This window comes from Mycobacterium cajalii, assembly GCF_045809005.2.
GTDB lineage: Bacteria > Actinomycetota > Actinomycetes > Mycobacteriales > Mycobacteriaceae > Mycobacterium.
Genome location: NZ_CM141436.1, coordinates 3,422,728 through 3,437,923, shown reverse-complemented (window position 1 = coordinate 3,437,923; position 15,196 = coordinate 3,422,728). Strand labels below are relative to the sequence as shown.

Annotated in this window: 13 protein-coding genes; 6 read left to right on the top strand and 7 right to left on the bottom strand. The window is 67.1% G+C overall.

Annotation, left to right across the window (positions count from 1 at the left end; translation table 11 throughout):
- Window positions 1–55: 55 nt before the first annotated feature.
- Together ACJ512_RS16335 and ACJ512_RS16330 are read left to right on the top strand one after the other, a co-directional pair.
- Window positions 56–1,027: an aldo/keto reductase gene (locus ACJ512_RS16335; protein WP_407687717.1), complete on the top strand. Its 972-nt coding sequence runs from the start codon at window positions 56–58 to the stop codon at window positions 1,025–1,027.
- Entirely contained in the window at window positions 1,012–2,022 is a 1,011-nt protein-coding gene (locus ACJ512_RS16330) for an NAD-dependent epimerase/dehydratase family protein (RefSeq protein WP_407687716.1), read from the top strand. Before ACJ512_RS16335 ends, ACJ512_RS16330 begins: the two co-directional genes overlap by 16 nt.
- Here ACJ512_RS16330 and ACJ512_RS16325 read toward each other — a convergent pair.
- Window positions 2,019–3,110 carry an NAD-dependent epimerase/dehydratase family protein gene (locus tag ACJ512_RS16325; protein WP_407687715.1) on the bottom strand — a complete coding sequence of 364 codons (1,092 nt, stop codon included), beginning with the start codon at window positions 3,108–3,110 and terminating at the stop codon, window positions 2,019–2,021. The two genes, ACJ512_RS16330 and ACJ512_RS16325, sit on opposite strands and share 4 nt — an antisense overlap.
- A gap of 7 nt (window positions 3,111–3,117) precedes the next feature.
- Entirely contained in the window at window positions 3,118–3,648 is a 531-nt protein-coding gene (locus ACJ512_RS16320) for a nuclear transport factor 2 family protein (RefSeq protein WP_407687714.1), read from the bottom strand.
- Between the two features lie 149 nt (window positions 3,649–3,797).
- Between ACJ512_RS16320 and ACJ512_RS16315 the strand changes: the two genes are divergently transcribed.
- The 3 genes from ACJ512_RS16315 to ACJ512_RS16305 all read left to right on the top strand — a co-directional run bounded on the left by ACJ512_RS16315 (window position 3,798) and on the right by ACJ512_RS16305 (window position 6,812).
- On the top strand, window positions 3,798–4,964 hold the full coding sequence (locus ACJ512_RS16315; protein ID WP_407687739.1) for an acyl-CoA dehydrogenase family protein: 1,167 nt from the start codon (window positions 3,798–3,800) through the stop codon (window positions 4,962–4,964).
- A 40-nt stretch (window positions 4,965–5,004) separates the two neighbouring features.
- Window positions 5,005–5,880: a glyoxalase III HchA gene (gene hchA / locus ACJ512_RS16310; RefSeq protein WP_407687713.1), complete on the top strand. Its 876-nt coding sequence runs from the start codon at window positions 5,005–5,007 to the stop codon at window positions 5,878–5,880.
- An 83-nt stretch (window positions 5,881–5,963) separates the two neighbouring features.
- The gene (locus ACJ512_RS16305) at window positions 5,964–6,812 is read left to right on the top strand and encodes a hypothetical protein (protein ID WP_461479766.1); all 849 of its coding nucleotides are present in this window, start codon (window positions 5,964–5,966) and stop codon (window positions 6,810–6,812) included.
- A gap of 19 nt (window positions 6,813–6,831) precedes the next feature.
- On the opposite strand, the gene ACJ512_RS16300 is transcribed toward ACJ512_RS16305, so the two are convergent.
- The 4 genes from ACJ512_RS16300 to ACJ512_RS16285 all read right to left on the bottom strand — a co-directional run bounded on the left by ACJ512_RS16300 (window position 6,832) and on the right by ACJ512_RS16285 (window position 12,552).
- Window positions 6,832–8,079, bottom strand: coding sequence for an ISL3 family transposase (locus ACJ512_RS16300; RefSeq protein WP_407689820.1), 1,248 nt, complete (start codon window positions 8,077–8,079; stop codon window positions 6,832–6,834).
- A 491-nt stretch (window positions 8,080–8,570) separates the two neighbouring features.
- Complete coding sequence (locus tag ACJ512_RS16295; RefSeq protein WP_461479765.1) at window positions 8,571–10,346, bottom strand: IS1634 family transposase; 1,776 nt, start codon at window positions 10,344–10,346, stop codon at window positions 8,571–8,573.
- A gap of 431 nt (window positions 10,347–10,777) precedes the next feature.
- Entirely contained in the window at window positions 10,778–12,139 is a 1,362-nt protein-coding gene (locus tag ACJ512_RS16290; protein WP_407689754.1) for an FAD-binding oxidoreductase, read from the bottom strand.
- Window positions 12,136–12,552 (bottom strand): nitroreductase family deazaflavin-dependent oxidoreductase, encoded by a 417-nt coding sequence (locus tag ACJ512_RS16285; protein WP_407689753.1) that lies wholly within the window; start codon window positions 12,550–12,552, stop codon window positions 12,136–12,138. Before ACJ512_RS16285 ends, ACJ512_RS16290 begins: the two co-directional genes overlap by 4 nt.
- Before the next feature lie 118 nt (window positions 12,553–12,670).
- Here ACJ512_RS16285 and ACJ512_RS16280 point away from each other — a divergent pair, with 118 nt between their 5' ends.
- A complete protein-coding gene (locus ACJ512_RS16280) occupies window positions 12,671–13,285 on the top strand; it encodes a TetR/AcrR family transcriptional regulator (protein WP_461479764.1) in 615 nt (204 codons plus the stop codon).
- 180 nt (window positions 13,286–13,465) lie between these two features.
- Here ACJ512_RS16280 and ACJ512_RS16275 read toward each other — a convergent pair whose 3' ends face one another.
- Window positions 13,466–15,187, bottom strand: a complete 1,722-nt coding sequence (locus ACJ512_RS16275; protein ID WP_407689781.1) for a transposase — start codon at window positions 15,185–15,187, stop codon at window positions 13,466–13,468.
- Window positions 15,188–15,196 lie beyond the last annotated feature (9 nt).

The following is a 15,196-nucleotide window of genomic DNA, read 5'->3' as shown; positions in this document are numbered from 1 at the left end:
CGCCGGTCACGGTACCCGTGCCGCGGCCCGAAGTCGCCCGCGGCACAATGACTCCATGAAACACGCGAATCTCGGTGGCCTCGGCGTCGGTCGCATCGGCCTGGGCGCGATGGGCATGTCCGTGGCCTACGCCGGTGCGGGCAGCGACGACGCGGAGTCCATCCGCACCATCCATCGCGCCATCGACCTCGGCGTCACGCTCATCGACACCGCCGAGGTGTATGGCCCCTACGTCAACGAGGAGCTCGTCGCGCGCGCCCTGCAGGGCCGGCGCGACCGCGTCGTGCTGGCGACCAAGTTCGGCCTGATGTCGCACACCGGCCGCGCCGGGCTGGACAGCAGCCCCGGCAATGTCCGCATCGCCGTGGACGGTTCGCTCAAGCGGCTGGGGACCGACCACATCGACCTCTGTTATCAACACCGGCTGGACCGCGGCACCCCGATCGAGGAGACGATGGGGGCGTTGTCCGAGCTGGTGGCCGCCGGCAAGATCCGGCACATCGGCCTGTCCGAGGTCGGGGTGAACACGATCCGCCGCGCGCACGCCGTGCACCCCGTGACGGCCGTGCAATCGGAGTACTCGATCTGGACCCGCGACCCCGAAGACGGGGTACTGGCCGTGCTGCGTGAACTCGGGATCGGCTTCGTCGCCTACTCGCCGTTGGGCCGCGGATTTCTCACCGGTGCGATCCGCTCCACCGGGGAACTGCCCGACACCGACTACCGCAAGACCAATCCGCGATTCTTCGAGGAGAACTTCACGCACAACCTCGCAAGCGCGGACGAGCTGCGCGACATCAGCGCCGACATCGGCGCCACCCCGGCGCAAATCGCCCTGGCCTGGCTGCTGGCGAAAGGCTCCGACATCGTCCCGATTCCGGGGACCAAACGCGTTGCGCGCCTCGAGGAGAACGTCGGCGCAGACACCGTCGAGCTGAGCCCCGAACAACTGGCCAGGCTCGACGCGCTCACCCCGCCCGCCGGCGGTCACCACGCGGAGGCGCAGATGGCATGGATCGACCGGTAGTGGCCGGCGCGGTTTCGGGTCGCAAAAAGAAGCTGGTGATCGGCGCCAGCGGGTTTCTGGGCTCGCACGTCACCCGGCAGCTCGTCGCCTCGGGCGCCGACGTGCGCGTCATGCTGCGCCGCACCAGCTCCACCAAGGGCATCGACGACCTCGACGTCGAGCGCTGCTACGGCGACGTCTTCGACGACGACGCCCTGCGTGCCGCGATGAGCGGCTGCGACGTCGTCTACTACTGCGTCGTCGATGCCCGGATGTGGCTGCGTGACCCCGCACAGTTGTTCCGCACCAACGTCGACGGGCTGCGGCATGTCCTGGACGCGGCACTGGGTGCCGACCTGACCAGGTTCGTGTACACCAGCACCGCGGGCACGCTGGCGATCAGCGACGCCGGGCCGGTCACCGAGAACGACCCGCACAACTGGGACCAGGGCGGACCGTACATCGAGGCGCGGGTGGCCGGGGAGAACCTGGTGCTGTCGTATGCACGGGACAAGGGGCTGCCCGCGGTCGCGATGTGCATCTCGACCACCTATGGCCCCGGCGACTGGGCGCCGACCCCGCACGGTTCGCTGCTCGCCCTCGTGGCCACCGGGCGGTTCCCGTTCTACTTCGGTTACTCGTCGGAGGTGGTGGGCATCGAAGACGCCGCCCGGGCAATGCTTCTCGCCGCGGAACGGGGCCGAAACGGCGAACGCTACACCATCTCCGACCGGTACATGAGCGTCCGCGAGCTGCACGAGATCGCCGCCACCGCCGTCGGCAGGCGGCCCCCGCGCATCGGTATCCCGATGTCGGTGCTGCGCGCGGGTGCGCGCGTCAACGACGCGTTGGCGGGCTTGCTGCACCGCGACCTGCCGTTCGCCTACGTCGGCATGCGCATGGCCGAGCTGATGTCACCGCTGGACCACGGCAAGGCCGAACGCGAACTCGGCTGGAAACCCGAGCCCGTCGAAGACTCGATCCGCAAGGCCGCCAAATTCTTCGAGACGCTTTAGTCGGCGGCGAGCGCCGCGGGGCCGTATTTCTTCGCGATCAGCGCCCACGGATCGGCGTAGGGGCCCCGTCCCTCGAGGCGGCGCTGCAGCAGCAGGGCGGCCAAGATGAGCGGCCGCAGTAGCGGGCTCAATGCACGCGCGACGATGCGCCGGCGGCCCTGGGATTTGGCGATCCAGTCCAGGGTCTGGTGCCAGTCGTGCTCCTGGAAGTCGAGCAGCGCCTGCGTCTCGGTGGTGTCGTACCAGCCGGTGAAGCTCCACCCGCGGTCGTCCTCGGGATCACCGGGCAGGCTGGCCGCGGGGCCCAGCCGGCCGAGGCCGGCGGCGGCCATCATGTCGTCCTGCAGGTCGCGCTGCAGCATCACATACGTTTCGTCGCCGCCGATGAGCAGCGCTTTGCCCGCGATGCTGGCCGCTCGGTCGACGCCGTTGGCGAACGCCAGCCCCACGTCGCGGGCGTCCACCATGTGCATCCGGTTGTCACCGGGCATCGAACGCATGAGCGCCAGGTAGTCGCCGTTGATGCTGCCCTGGGTGTCCGGGGATGCGACCCCGGCGAGCCGGTAAAGCGCATACGGCAGGCCGCTGGCGCGGATTGCGGCCTCGGCCAGCACCTTGTCCTGGCCGTACTGGTCGATAGGGTTCACCGGGGTGTCCGCGGTGATGCGTTCCGGGTGGCGATACGGGTTGCGCGACCCGTAGACCGCGGCGCTGGAGGCCATCAGGAACAGCGGCTTGTCAGGCAATTCGGAAGCCGCCGCCAGCAGGTTCTCGGTGCCGCCCACGTTGACTTTTCTGGCCAGCGCGGGGTTGCGGTACGACGGCGGCGAGACGATCGCCGCGAGGTGGATGATCGCCCCGGGCCGGTGGGTTGCGACGAGTTCGCGCACCGCGGCCGGATCCAGGAGATCGACGTAGGCCGGTATCAGCGTGCCGGGGCGCGCGGACAGTTCCCGTTGGGCGGCAACGGTTTTGTCGGTGCGCAGGTCCATCGCGACGACGGTGCGGCCGCGGTCGAGCAGGATTTCGGTGCACCGCTTGCCGATTTGCCCGAACGCGCCGGTGACGAGGACGGTGTCGGCGGTCATCGGGGGGTCACCGCCCCGCCGGCTGGCCGGCGATCCTGCCGATCACCCGGCGAATCCGGTCGGACACGTAGATCGAGAACAGGGGGGTGACGATGTCCTCGCGAAGCCGAGTCAGCTTGGAGCTCTTGATGAGCCACTGTCCGTCGACGCATTCGTAGGTTTCGTGGTAGTGGCCGTAGCCGACCAGCGACACCCCGGGCGCGAGCCGCACGACGTCCTGCAGCGCCCACACCCCGCGCGCCGTCGTCGTGGACGTGAGCTCGATCTCGGGCGCGTGCACCTGGTGCGCGGTGACCTGCGCCGGGCGGCCGAGGGTTCCGCGCAGGAACGCCACGAAGTCGTCGGCGCCGGCGATCACCTTGCCGCCGGCATCGGCGGTGTCGCTGACGAAGTCATCGGTGAAGATCGTGCGCCACGCCGCCCAGTCCTTGGCGTCGAGGTGCCGGCAGTAGCGGGCTTTGAGCTGCTTGATGGCCTCGATCGCGAGCAGGGTCGCGGTGTCGCTGTCGGCGATCAGGTCGGGTGCGCCTTCGGTCATTGCGGCTCGATTCCGGTCGATCGTTGGGCTGGGCGTGACATTTACTCCGTGAAGTGTAAACCTGTCTTGGTGAGCGCACCCGGAGGTCACCGGTGACGGAGTCGGTCGCGGAATTCCGCAGCCGGGCAGCGGCCTGGCTGGCGGAGAACATGCCGCCGCTCGATCCCGAGCGGGCCAGACTCCTCGAGCGCGACGCGCCGGAGTCCTGGCAGCGCGCCCGCGAACTGCAGAAGACCCTGCACGGCGGGGGATTTGCCGGCATCTGTTTCCCCCGCGAGTGCGGCGGGCTCGGCCTGGGCTACGAGTACAAGAAGGCGTTCGACGCCGAGGCCGCCGCCTACGAGCTGCCGCTGCTGCTCAACGTTCCCTCGTTCGCCATCTGCTGCGCGACGATTCTGGACATGGGCGGCGAGGAGCAAAAGCGCACCCACATCGGCGCCGCGCTGCGCGGCGAGGAGGTGCTCGTGCAGCTGCTGTCCGAGCCCAGCGGTGGCTCGGACCTCGCCGGCGTCATCACCCGCGCCGACCGCCGGGACGGGCGCTGGATCCTCAACGGTGCCAAGACGTGGAGCACCTGGGCGTTCGCCGCCGACTACGGCCTGTGCCTGGCCCGCACCGATTGGGACGTGCCCAAGCACGAGGGCTTGACGATGTTCCTGCTGCCGCTGCGGCATCCAGGTGTCACGATCAACCGCATCAAGCAGGTCAACGGCTCGGTCGAGTTCTGCGAGGAGTTCTTCGACGATGTCGAGCTGGGCGACGACGCCGTCGTGGGGGAACCGGGCAAGGGCTGGGAGGTCGCGTCGCGTCAGCTCTACCACGAGCGCCGCACCATGGGGGATGGCTCGGAGTACACCAGCGGGCCCGGAATCGCTGACGCCGAGGACATTTCGATCGACCTGCTGTCGTTGGTGGAGAAGGCGGGCGGCGGCGAACGCGCGCGGGAGCGCGTCGGCCGGGCTCTGGTGCACCGGGCGGTGCACGGCCAGCTCGCCGAGCACGTCTACCACGCCGTGGCCGGCGGTTCGCTGCCGCCGGCGGCGGGATCGATCACCCGGCTCTCGATGGCCGAAGTGCACGACGTCGAGACCGACACTGCCCTGGCCGTCGCCGGCACGGCGGCAGTCGTCGACGACGCGGCGGGGCTGCTCGACATCGGCACGCGCTACCTGAGCCGCCAGACCGCCAGCATCGGCGGCGGCACGACCGAGATGGCGCGCAACGTGATCGGCGAGCGGGTGCTGAACTTCCCCCGCGAGTACGCGGCGGACCGCGGCATGCCGTTCAAGCAGGTGCGCCGGGGCGGATCCTCCTGATACGCGTTTACCGGCGCTCCCGCGCGGGCAGTCACCGCGAATGGCGCGCAATGCAGACGAGCTGAGTAAAGAGCCCCGGCCAGACGAGGCGGAGGACAACGCGTTCTTCCCCTCCGCGTACTCGCTGAACGAGTACACCTCGCCCAAGACCGACTTCGACGGTGTGCAGCACCCGGGCGCATACACCGGGGGCAGGTGGAAGGTGCTGTTGATCGCGACCGAGGAGCGCTACGTGCTGCTGGAGAACGGCACGATGTTCTCCACCGGCAACCATCCCGTCGAGACGCTGCTTCCGCTGCACCACTTGATGGAGACGGGTTTCGACGTCGACGTCGCGACCATCTCCGGCTACCCGGCCAAGCTGGAGTTGTGGGCCATGCCGCGCGAAGACGAGGCGGTGCTGTCGACCTACGAGGTCCTGAAGCCCAAGCTCAAACAGCCCAAGAGACTGTCGGACGTCGTCGACCACGAGCTCGGCCCCAAATCTGCCTACCTGGCCGTCTTTATCCCCGGCGGCCACGGCGCGGTCGTGGGACTCCCCGACAGCCGGACGGTGGGGCGCACGCTCGACTGGGCCCTGGCCAACGACAGGTTCATCATCACGCTGTGTCACGGCCCGGCCGCGTTGCTCGCCGGCGCGCTGGACAAGGACGAGTCGCCGTTCAAGGGCTACTCGGTCTGTGTCTTCCCCGACGCACTCGACAAGGGGCCGAACGTCGAAATCGGTTACCTGCCCGGTCATCTGCCATGGCTCGTCGGCGATCTACTGGCAAAGCAGGGAGTGACGATCCGCAACGACGACATGACCGGCATGACTCACCGGGACCGCCGGCTGCTCAGCGGCGACAGCCCGCTCGCGTCCGACGCGCTGGGCCGGCTTGCCGCCGAGGCGTTGCTCGAGGCCGTCGAAAGCTGATCGGCTCCTGGCCCCACCGACCCCGAAGTCTGTACAGTCGCTCAGCAGTGCGGGAGCCCGACATCGGGGAAAGGCGGCCGGGATTGAGCGACCAACTGCGCGACATCCGGGAGTTGGCCGGCGACTCCGCGGCCTACCGCGACGAACTGTACCGCCGCTGGACGGGTCTGCTGAGCTACCGCTACATCGGCCGCAAGCATTCGTCGATGGATTTCGGCGAGCCCGACGACACCGTGACCATCCGCCGCGACATGCGCAACGAGGCCGGCGGGCTCATGGTGGCGCCGCTGGCGATCTCCTCACCGGAGGGATGCCAGACCGACATGGTCGCGGTGCCCAACCCCGTGATCGCCTCGGTGCAGATCGTCGACCCCGGCTACGACGTCGGCAGGATCGAGATCGTCGGATCGGGCATCGTGCACCAGGGCCGGACCATGGGGTACGGACGCTGCACGATCGTCGACGCCGACCACCCCGACCGGGTCCTCGCGTTCAACGAGGGCCAGGGGGCCATCATCGGTGTCCCACCCGAAGGCCTGGACAGGATGGATGTTTCGGGCACCGAGCTGGTGATCGAGGACTCGCCCGACCTGCCGCCGCTGTGGCAGGCCTTCGGCGCCAGCCGGCGCGACGACGGCCACTGGGTGCTGCCCGCGCTCAGCGCCGAACTCGCCTCTCCGGACGCGGCCCTGCACATCGGGCCCCAGCACGTCGTCCTGGAAACCGCGGCCACCGACCTCGCCGCCGAGGCCGCCGGCACCCGCAAGGTTCAGGTGGTCAGCTGGCACGTGATGTTCATGTCGCGCGGCAAGGTGGGTCCGTTCCGCGTCGAGGGCACGGCGCATGCCGGCCGGCCCGGCCGCGTCGGGGTGCGCATGCTGCTGCACGACGAGGGGAACGCCGACAAGGCCGTCACCTCCGGGGTCTCCTGACGTTTCTGTGGGTCTGGTTTCATGCTGCTCGACCGGGCAGTGCGGGGCATAGGCCGCCGCGGGTGAGCATGGCCATGCCGATCATCGCCTCAGGGCTGTGAAACCCGTACGCACGCGTGGTCAATGCCCGCAGGTGGGTGTTCGTCGCCTCTGAGCGGGCATTCGACAGTTGGTGGTCGAGAGTGTTGCCGATGAGCTCCTTGTGACGGCGGACGGTGCGGGCTACGGCAACGAATTCCGGGATGCGCGAGTGCGACGCCCAGGACAACCAACCGGCCAGCAGGCGATGGCCGTCGCGGCCTTTGACCCGAAACACTTCGCGGAGTTGCTCTTTGAGCAGATACGCCCGATACAGCGTGGCGTTGGTAGCCGTGATCGACGCGAGGCTGGTGCGTTGCTCACCGGTCAGATCGGCCGGGTTCTTGCGGGTCGCCCACATCGCGTGCCGGTCGCGGACACCGGCGCGGGCCATGGTACGCACCCGCACCTTGTCGAGGGCCTTGAGCGCCCAGGCCACGACATGAAACGGATCCAGGCAGATCACCGCACCCGGGGCCCGGTCCCGCAGCACGGCGTGAATCCATTCCGCCCCATCACAGCTGACGTGAGTCAACGCCGCGGCACGTTGGGCGCCGAGCTGGTCGAAAAACCGGCCCAAGGTGTCCTGGTTGCGGCCTTCGGCTGCCCACACCAGCCGGCCTGTCGTGTGATCGATGACGCAGGTTACATAGCGGTGGCCTTTGCGGTAGGCGATCTCGTCGATGCCGATGCGGGTCAACCCGGCCAGCAGGTCGTTGGTGTCGCGGCCATCGGCGACCACCCGGCCCACGATCGCGGCGATGGTGCGCCAGGCCACCCGCAAAAACACCGCGACCACACTGATCGCGGCATGCGCGGTCAACCACGCGGCTGTGTCCTCAAACGCCCAGGTGTGACGGGCCCCGGGCCGCGCCCAGGGCAGGTGGGCCACCACCACTCCATGCTCGGGGCAGGCTACCCGCGGCGCTGCGGCCTGCAGATAGGCCTTCGTCGTCCCCAGATCCAGGGTGCGCCAGCGCCTGATCCCCTCCCCGCCGTCATAGCCCGCACAGCGTTTGCGGCACCGCGAGCACCGGCTGGCCTGGTTCGCCTTGGGCCGCACCTCAAACACCAGCACCTCGCTGGTCACCGGCTGTTTTCCGCGCGAAGTCTCCGTCTCGATCATCACGTCATCGACGACCATGTCCTGGCCACCGAGGACCGTCGCGAATACCCTGGATTTACCCAACGCCGTACACCCTCCTTCGTCTTGAACCCGATAACAGTCCAAAACGTAAGCAGGACACGGCGTTGGGCCACAAGCCCCCTGGTCACAGACCCACGACTACGGCAGAAGAGCCCACCTCCGCCGCGGCGATTTTCGACGTGGTGGGTTCCTGATCACCTGGTGTAGCAGCTGGTGGAATGGTTCCTGGCCGACGCCGAGTGATCGCTTGCTCGCTACCCATCCCGCGCCGGGGTCGATTCTTCGAACGTGCGCCTCGGCGCCGTACTTCCTCGTGGATATCAGCGGTTATCCATGAATGGCCCTGGCGTGTTGCCCGCCTCCGGCGGGGTAGCGGGGGATCGGCAACCGGGTTGGGTGTGACGCCGTCGCGAGTATTCCTATCCAGGGGTCGACCCGTCATTTAACCCGAAGTTACTGCTGCTTTGGTAGGGGTTTTCCTGGTTTGAGCTGGGGTTTTGGCGGGTTTGGTGGTGTGGTGTTTGTCTACCTGGCTATGCGGCGATGGTGAGGGGGATGGTGGCTTCGATGAGGTCGAATGCGCGGCGTTGTTCGGGGGTGGGGTCGGCGAGTTTGTCGATCTCGATGTCGGTGTTGTGGTAGCGGATCCTGTTGCGGGTCAAAGTCTTGAGGTGTTGGAGTAAGCCAGCGAAACTCCGTAAGGGGTGGCCGTGGGCGTCTTGTTTGGTGGCGGCTTTAGCCGCGGCGTCGGTGCTGCGCTGTGCGGGGGCTACGGGATTGTCCCGGACCGGCGGGTTTTCGTCGGTGAATGTTAGTGGCGCCCAGGCTTTACGCAGGTGCCAGAGCAGGTAGCGGGCCAGCATGCAGATCAGCAGATGGGCTTTGACGCGGTCTTGCAGCCGGTGGCGGATGGGGCGCACTTGCAGGTCGTCGGTTTTGATGCTGCGGAAGTCACGTTCGATGTTGGCCAGGTTTTTGTAGGATTCCACCACCTGGGCTGGGGTCAGTTCCGTGGCGTCGACGCTGGTGCGGATCACGTAGATGCCATCGAGGGCGGCTTCAGCATCGATGTTGTGTTGGTTGCGGTGGTAGGTGAAACCGCTGTCGGTGATGGTGGTGTGGAAATGCTTGGCCATCTTGTATTTTCCCAACACCTTGCCCACCGCCTTGCCGATGTCAGCGGCCCCGGCGAGCCGGCCGGCTGCCACCCGCTTGGTGAGGGGTTCTAGCAGTTTCTCGGTCGCGGCCAACAGCTGGGTACGTTTGCGGGCACGCTGGTCAGCCAATGCCGGGTTGCGGCAGGCGATCAGGCGTTCACCGGGATAGTCGGGGTGAGCGATCTCGACCAGGTCCTGCTGATCGAACAGGCTCATCTGCAAGGGTCCTTGGTCGGCGGCCAGCGCGGCGATCGCCGGGTTGCGCAAAGCGGTGATCCACCCGAAACTCGCACCCGCTTCGTTGAGTTCACGCAGGGCGTTGATGCGGGCGGTGGTGATCATGCCCCGATCACCGACCATCACCAGATCATCGAGTTTGAACGTGTCTTGCAGATCGGCCACGATCTTGGTGAACGCTGTGGGGTCAGCGGTGTTGCCGGGGAACACCCGCACCGCCACCGGACGGCCCTCCCGGTCACCGAGCACCCCGAAGTTGATCTGCGGCAACCCTTTTTTGCCGTCCCGGGAATACCCGCGTGCCGCCAGCTCGCAGTGGCTGCCGGTCATCCACGTGCTCGACAGGTCGAACAACGCCATCTTCGAGGGGTTGACGCGCGGGTCAAGGTGTTTGGCGGCCAATTTCTTTTCGATCCCGTCTTGGCGCCCGACCAGCCAGTCCATCGCGGCGTAGATCTCGTCGGTGGACGCGCCAGCGATACCCAGATCAGCACCCAAGGTGGTGTCAGCCCACCACGACACAGTGTCCAGCTTGGACGCCGGCCGAACCACCCGGGAGATGATCAACCCCAACACCAGATCCCGTGACCGGCATGCCGGACCCAGCAGGGCGGACATACCCACCTTGGCCGCCATCGCCGCCACCGCCGCCACATCCCCATGCGGCAAGCTACGGACGGTGTCGAACTCCGAGCCCGCCGCCACCAGTGTTTGGCCTTTCAAGGTGGCCTCGATCGCGGCAATCGTCTCTGCGGGCAACATCGACAGGTTGGCCACCGTCTCGTTGCGGACCTTAGCGCCGTCACGGAACGTGCGGCGTAGATACACCGATTCGTAATCACGCTGCTGGCCTTGCTTATTCACATGAGACCGCCGAACTTTGACTACGTGAACTTTCCCACTACCGCGCGACATAATCAGCAATATAGCTGATCACGGTCCACTTACCAGGTGCGACACACCAGTATTTTGACTACATTCAAAATGTCAAACAGCCCAATACCGCATGTCAAGCCACCAAACCACCTCAAAACCCGCAGTAACTTCGGTTTAATGTACATTTGCACCATTTCCTCGACGTACGCGTCACTGCCGTTGGCTCCGGCCACGTAAAGAGGTCCCGTGCGAAACCGGAGCCTGGGCGGCGGCCCTGACAAATCGAGCTGATCAAGGGTCGCCTTTGCTTGAGGCACTGCGATAACGAATTGATGGCATTGCTTGCATATCTCGGCATTGATCGTTTGAAGGTCCGGTGACGTCGCGCCGCTTGACGAGGCGCCCCTCGGCTTCATCACGAGCAGCGCGGTCGGAGAAAGCGGGAATCTTACTTCATCTGCGTTGCCGCGCTAGATTGTTGAATTCCGTTGCACCGCAAATAGGTGAGCTGGGTCGAGGCTGGCTCGCACTTCTTGGAGTCGTGCGACTTCAGCGGGCGAAAATGCGTCGGCAATCTCGGGTTGTCCATCGCAAAACGATGGCGCCGACCGACCGATCGCCGCGGCGTGGCTCGCGGTTTCCAACTGGCGGAGAGTCATGTCAGCGTGGATCCGGGCCCCGTCATCGGCGGCCGCCGCGACGGCGTGCAGAAGAAACGGTGCGGGCACGGTGGCCAATGCGCCGTCAACTCCGGTGACTTGGGTTGCCGTGTGGCGCAATTCGATCATGTTCAATCCGTCGGGCTTGCCGACCCTCGCCGCGTCGAACATCGCCTCGATGACGCCGGCCGCGGCTGCGCTCAGCCATCGACCGGTCCCGCGGCCGGGAACGGCCGACGGTGGGTCGAGGTGTATCGCTGACAGCGATGCGGTGTCGCCGGGCCCGGTGGTGTCCACGATCGGCGTGGCGGCGCGATGTAGCGCGTCACGCATCGCATCCAGCCCGCCTCGCCCGTCTGGCGAGGCATAGGAGAGGTGGACGACGGGCGCGCCGAGCAGTTCCTCGGGGAATGGCCCTACGGGCGGCGGGTGCAATAGCGACAGGGAGCTGGTCACCGACTCGGTAACCGACTCGAGTGCTCGGGTCCACGCGTCGGCGACGTCGGGCAACGCGGCAGCCGGCCAGAGGAGGTAGCCCGTCCACAAGTCGGCGATGGGGAACAGGTCGATCTCCACGGAGGTGGCGATTCCGATGCCCCCGCCGCCGCGAAACGCCCACAGCGCTTCACGATCGACGGGATCGCTCGCGTCCTCGGACGCGTGCCGCAGCTGGCCGGTGCCGTCGACGTAGTCCACCGAGCGCAACGCCGCCGACGCGAGGCCGTGTTTCCTGGTGAGCCATCCCACGCCGCCGCCGAAGATGTACCCGGGTACACCCACGGTCGGTGACGTCCCGCTCAAACCCAACAAACCGTGCTGCCAGGTCGATTCCTGCACAACCCGCCACCTCGCGCCGGCGCCGACCTGAGCGGTGCGCGTGCTCGGATTGATGGCCACGGCGTTCATGGCAGAGGTGTCGAGCAGTATCTTGTCGCCAATGATCGGACGTCCCGCTCCGTGGCCGGTGGACTGCACCACGATGGTGGCACCGAAGGCCGCCGCGCACTTGACCGTCCGCGCAAGCTGGTCAGGCGACGACGGCCGCACGACCGCGCGCGGGTGCTGAGAGAAGCTGCAATTGTCGGGGCTCGTCGCTACGGCGTACTCGTCATCGCCGTACTCGAACACGTTGTCGTGCAGTTGAGTTCGTAGCGCCGCTACGACTGTGTTCACGAGGGACTGGAGCGAGGCAACAGGGCCACGACCGGGATGGTGCGGGTTGTCCTGCGTTGGTAGTCCGCGAATCCCGGGAATTTCTCCGCCTGTAAGGCGTACTTGGCGTCGCGTTCTGCACCGGTTAGTTCGACGGCGTGCACGTCGAGACGGTCGTCGCCTATTTCGATTTCCGCATCGGGATGCGCCCGCAGGTTCCAGTACCAGGCCGGATTGTTGTCCGCGCCTGCGGCTGAGGCGAATACGAGATAGCGATCGCCGTCGGCCATGTACATCACCGGGTTCACGCGCTCGTGTCCGCTGCGAGCACCGATGCTGTGCAGCAGGAGCACCGGTGCTCCCTCGAACGCTCCGCCGAGCCGTCCGCGGTTGGCGCGAAACTCCTCGATTTGTGCCTGATTGAAATCGCCCACGCCGCGCCTTCCCCCTCCGGACCGGTATTAGCGGAAGTATTATTCCGCTATGAAGCATTGTCCAAACGGTCCGCGACGTCAACCCGTAGGTCAGCGATCGGTGTGTGACACTCGACCGATGCCTGCCAGCCCCGAGCGGAGTCGAGACCGGGCCGTGCGCCGAGACGCGTTGGAGAACCGCGAGAAGATTCTGCGCACCGCCGCCGAATTGATGGCAAGCCGCGGACATAACGTGCCACTCACCGACATCGCCGACGCTGCCGGTGTCGGGGTGGGCACCTTCTATCGGGGTTTCGCGGATCGGGCAGCGTTGCTGGGGGAGCTTCAGCGGCGTGGCTACGAGCTGCTTCTCGCAACTCTCGCCCGGATCGCGGCCGACGGACTGACCGGCGCCGAGGCCATCGAATCGTATTTGCTCGAATGCCTGAATCTCGCCGATCAACTGGTGGCGATGCCGTTACGAGGCGCTGAGCAGCTTCGTGATGACGCCGCGATCCAGGCGCGCAGGCAGGTCCTGGGAGCGATCACGAAGTTCCTCGCGCAGGGCCAGGCCGACGGCTCTATTCGCGACGACGTCGACGCTTCCGATATTGCGGTGTGCGGCACGCTGATCGCGAGCCCGCTGCCGGCTACTGCCGACTGGCCCTCCGCCGCACGGCGGCACATTGTGACGTTCGTGCGGGGACTTCGAACGAACGGCGGCGCGCGTCGGGGCGCCAAGGGAGTGTCCTAGGTGGCTGGTGTCGAACGGCCATTGTGGGGGCGCTGGTTGACCGGTCGGGCTATTGGGCGATGCTCGTGTGGTCGTGAGCGGTTCCTAGCTCAGGTGAATTCGGTTGTCGGGATTGGCGATTCCGTTGCTTGGCTGGTCTACAGGCGGTCCTGGTGGGCCGGTTGGCATCGCCGACCGGCCTCAGGTCGTGGCGGCGGCCCAGTTTGCGCCTTCCCGGTGTAATCCGAGCACACCCAGGCGTGCGAGGTTGATCGCGGCGGCCAGCAGGGAGAAATCGGCGGCGACCTTGGTGGTGCCGCGCACGCGCGCACGGCGGCCGCCGTGGCGGCGGCGCATCAGGTGGCCGATCTTGCGTTCCACTTTCGGCCGGGTGGCCTTGTAGTCGGCGACCCAGCCCGGATCTGCTTGGGTGGTGCGAGCACGGGTGAGTTCGGCCTCGTAGCGGCTGATCGCGATGGTGCGCCCGGCGGTTGAGCTGGTGCACTGCTCGGCCAGTGGGCAGCAGGCGCAAGCCGGGCCGAACACCGCGTTGCCGCCGCCGCCCTTGGCCGGGCGGATCGGCACGGTCACCGCGCCCGGGCAGGTGACCGTGCCGACGTCGAGGTCGATGACGAAGCGGTCCTTGGCGTAGCGGCCACCCGGCGCGGTCGGTGGCTGCACCTTGGTGAAGATTTCCGCGCCCGCGGTTTCCAACACGGCCAGCAGTTTGCCCGCACCGTAGGCGGCGTCGCCGTAAACCGCCGGGCATCGCTGGTCTTGGGCTCCGCACACGCTGGGGGCGCTCCCGTCGCCATCACCATCACCGACCGCGCTGGCCGCGGTCGTCGTGCCAGCACTTGCACCGAGGCTCGAGTCGTCCTGAGGATCAACGCAATCTCCGTCGGCGGTGTTGGTGTCGCTGGTCACCGGAGTGGGTAGGTCGCCGGCCAGCAGGTCGGTGGCGGGTTGGGCGTCGCCGGCGTTGCCGGCGGTGACTTCGGTGGCGGTGATGATCTCGGCGTCGGGGTCGATCGCGATGTGACCCTTGTATCCGTCGAAACCCCGCGCGGAGGTCTTGTGGCCGTGGCGTGCCTGCGGGTCCACCGTGGAGATCACCCGATCGGCGGCCACACGGCGCGCGATGCGGAATATCCCGTCGGCGGCGTCTTGGTCGAGGTCCTGGCCGACCACGGTGGCCAACAGTTTGGCCGCCTTGTCCACCTCGGGCTTCAGCGCCTGCTCATCCAGGCAGGCCAGCAGCGCAGACGCGTCGCGGGCCAGCGCGTCCACCAGCGCCTCGCGCGCCGCCACGTCGTCGTAGTCACACACCGGTTTGCCGGCGCTGACGTAGTCGTCGTCGCGGGACAGCCGCGCCCGCAGCGCGGGTTGCAGCTCCGCGCCGGCGACCGCCAGCAGTCCCCGGATCGCCGAGCGGATCAATGTGACCGTGTCCATGGTGGCCACCGCGTCATACAGCGGGGTCGAGTCCAGCACCCGCTTACGGCCCACCAGCCCGGCCGCCTTGGCCGCTTGCAGGGTGACCTCAAAGATCCGGTCCGGGCGATCCGAGCGGGCCAGCCTCGCGCGCATGTCCACCAACACGGTGTGCACAAACCCCGGATAATCGAAGTCCAGCCCGCCCGCGGCATACTTCCACCGCGCGTCGAACGCGAACCGATCCACCGCCTCCCGATCCGAAAGCCCCTCGATGCGCTGCAACACCATCACCACCGCCACAATCATCGGCGGCACGCTGCGCCGGCCGACATCGGTGAACAAGTCGGCGAACATTTCATCGCCGAACAAGTTGAAGCACTCCCGGTGCAGCACGCTGTAAATCGAGTCCGGCGCCACCCGGCCCTCGCAGAAATCCACCGTCGACCGCCACAAATCCGCCTGTTTCGGCGTCAAACCCAAACTCACCCAACCATT

What these genes read in the sequence shown, in the direction of transcription:
- ACJ512_RS16295 (WP_461479765.1), bottom strand. Translation starts at nt 10,346, where the DNA reads ATGTCGCGCGGTAGTGGGAAAGTTCACGTAGTCAAAGTTCGGCGGTCT.
- ACJ512_RS16335 (WP_407687717.1), top strand. Translation starts at nt 56, where the DNA reads ATGAAACACGCGAATCTCGGTGGCCTCGGCGTCGGTCGCATCGGCCTG.
- ACJ512_RS16320 (WP_407687714.1), bottom strand. Translation starts at nt 3,648, where the DNA reads ATGACCGAAGGCGCACCCGACCTGATCGCCGACAGCGACACCGCGACC.
- ACJ512_RS16315 (WP_407687739.1), top strand. Translation starts at nt 3,798, where the DNA reads ATGCCGCCGCTCGATCCCGAGCGGGCCAGACTCCTCGAGCGCGACGCG.
- ACJ512_RS16325 (WP_407687715.1), bottom strand. Translation starts at nt 3,110, where the DNA reads ATGACCGCCGACACCGTCCTCGTCACCGGCGCGTTCGGGCAAATCGGC.
- hchA (WP_407687713.1), top strand. Translation starts at nt 5,005, where the DNA reads ATGGCGCGCAATGCAGACGAGCTGAGTAAAGAGCCCCGGCCAGACGAG.
- ACJ512_RS16280 (WP_461479764.1), top strand. Translation starts at nt 12,671, where the DNA reads ATGCCTGCCAGCCCCGAGCGGAGTCGAGACCGGGCCGTGCGCCGAGAC.
- ACJ512_RS16330 (WP_407687716.1), top strand. Translation starts at nt 1,012, where the DNA reads ATGGATCGACCGGTAGTGGCCGGCGCGGTTTCGGGTCGCAAAAAGAAG.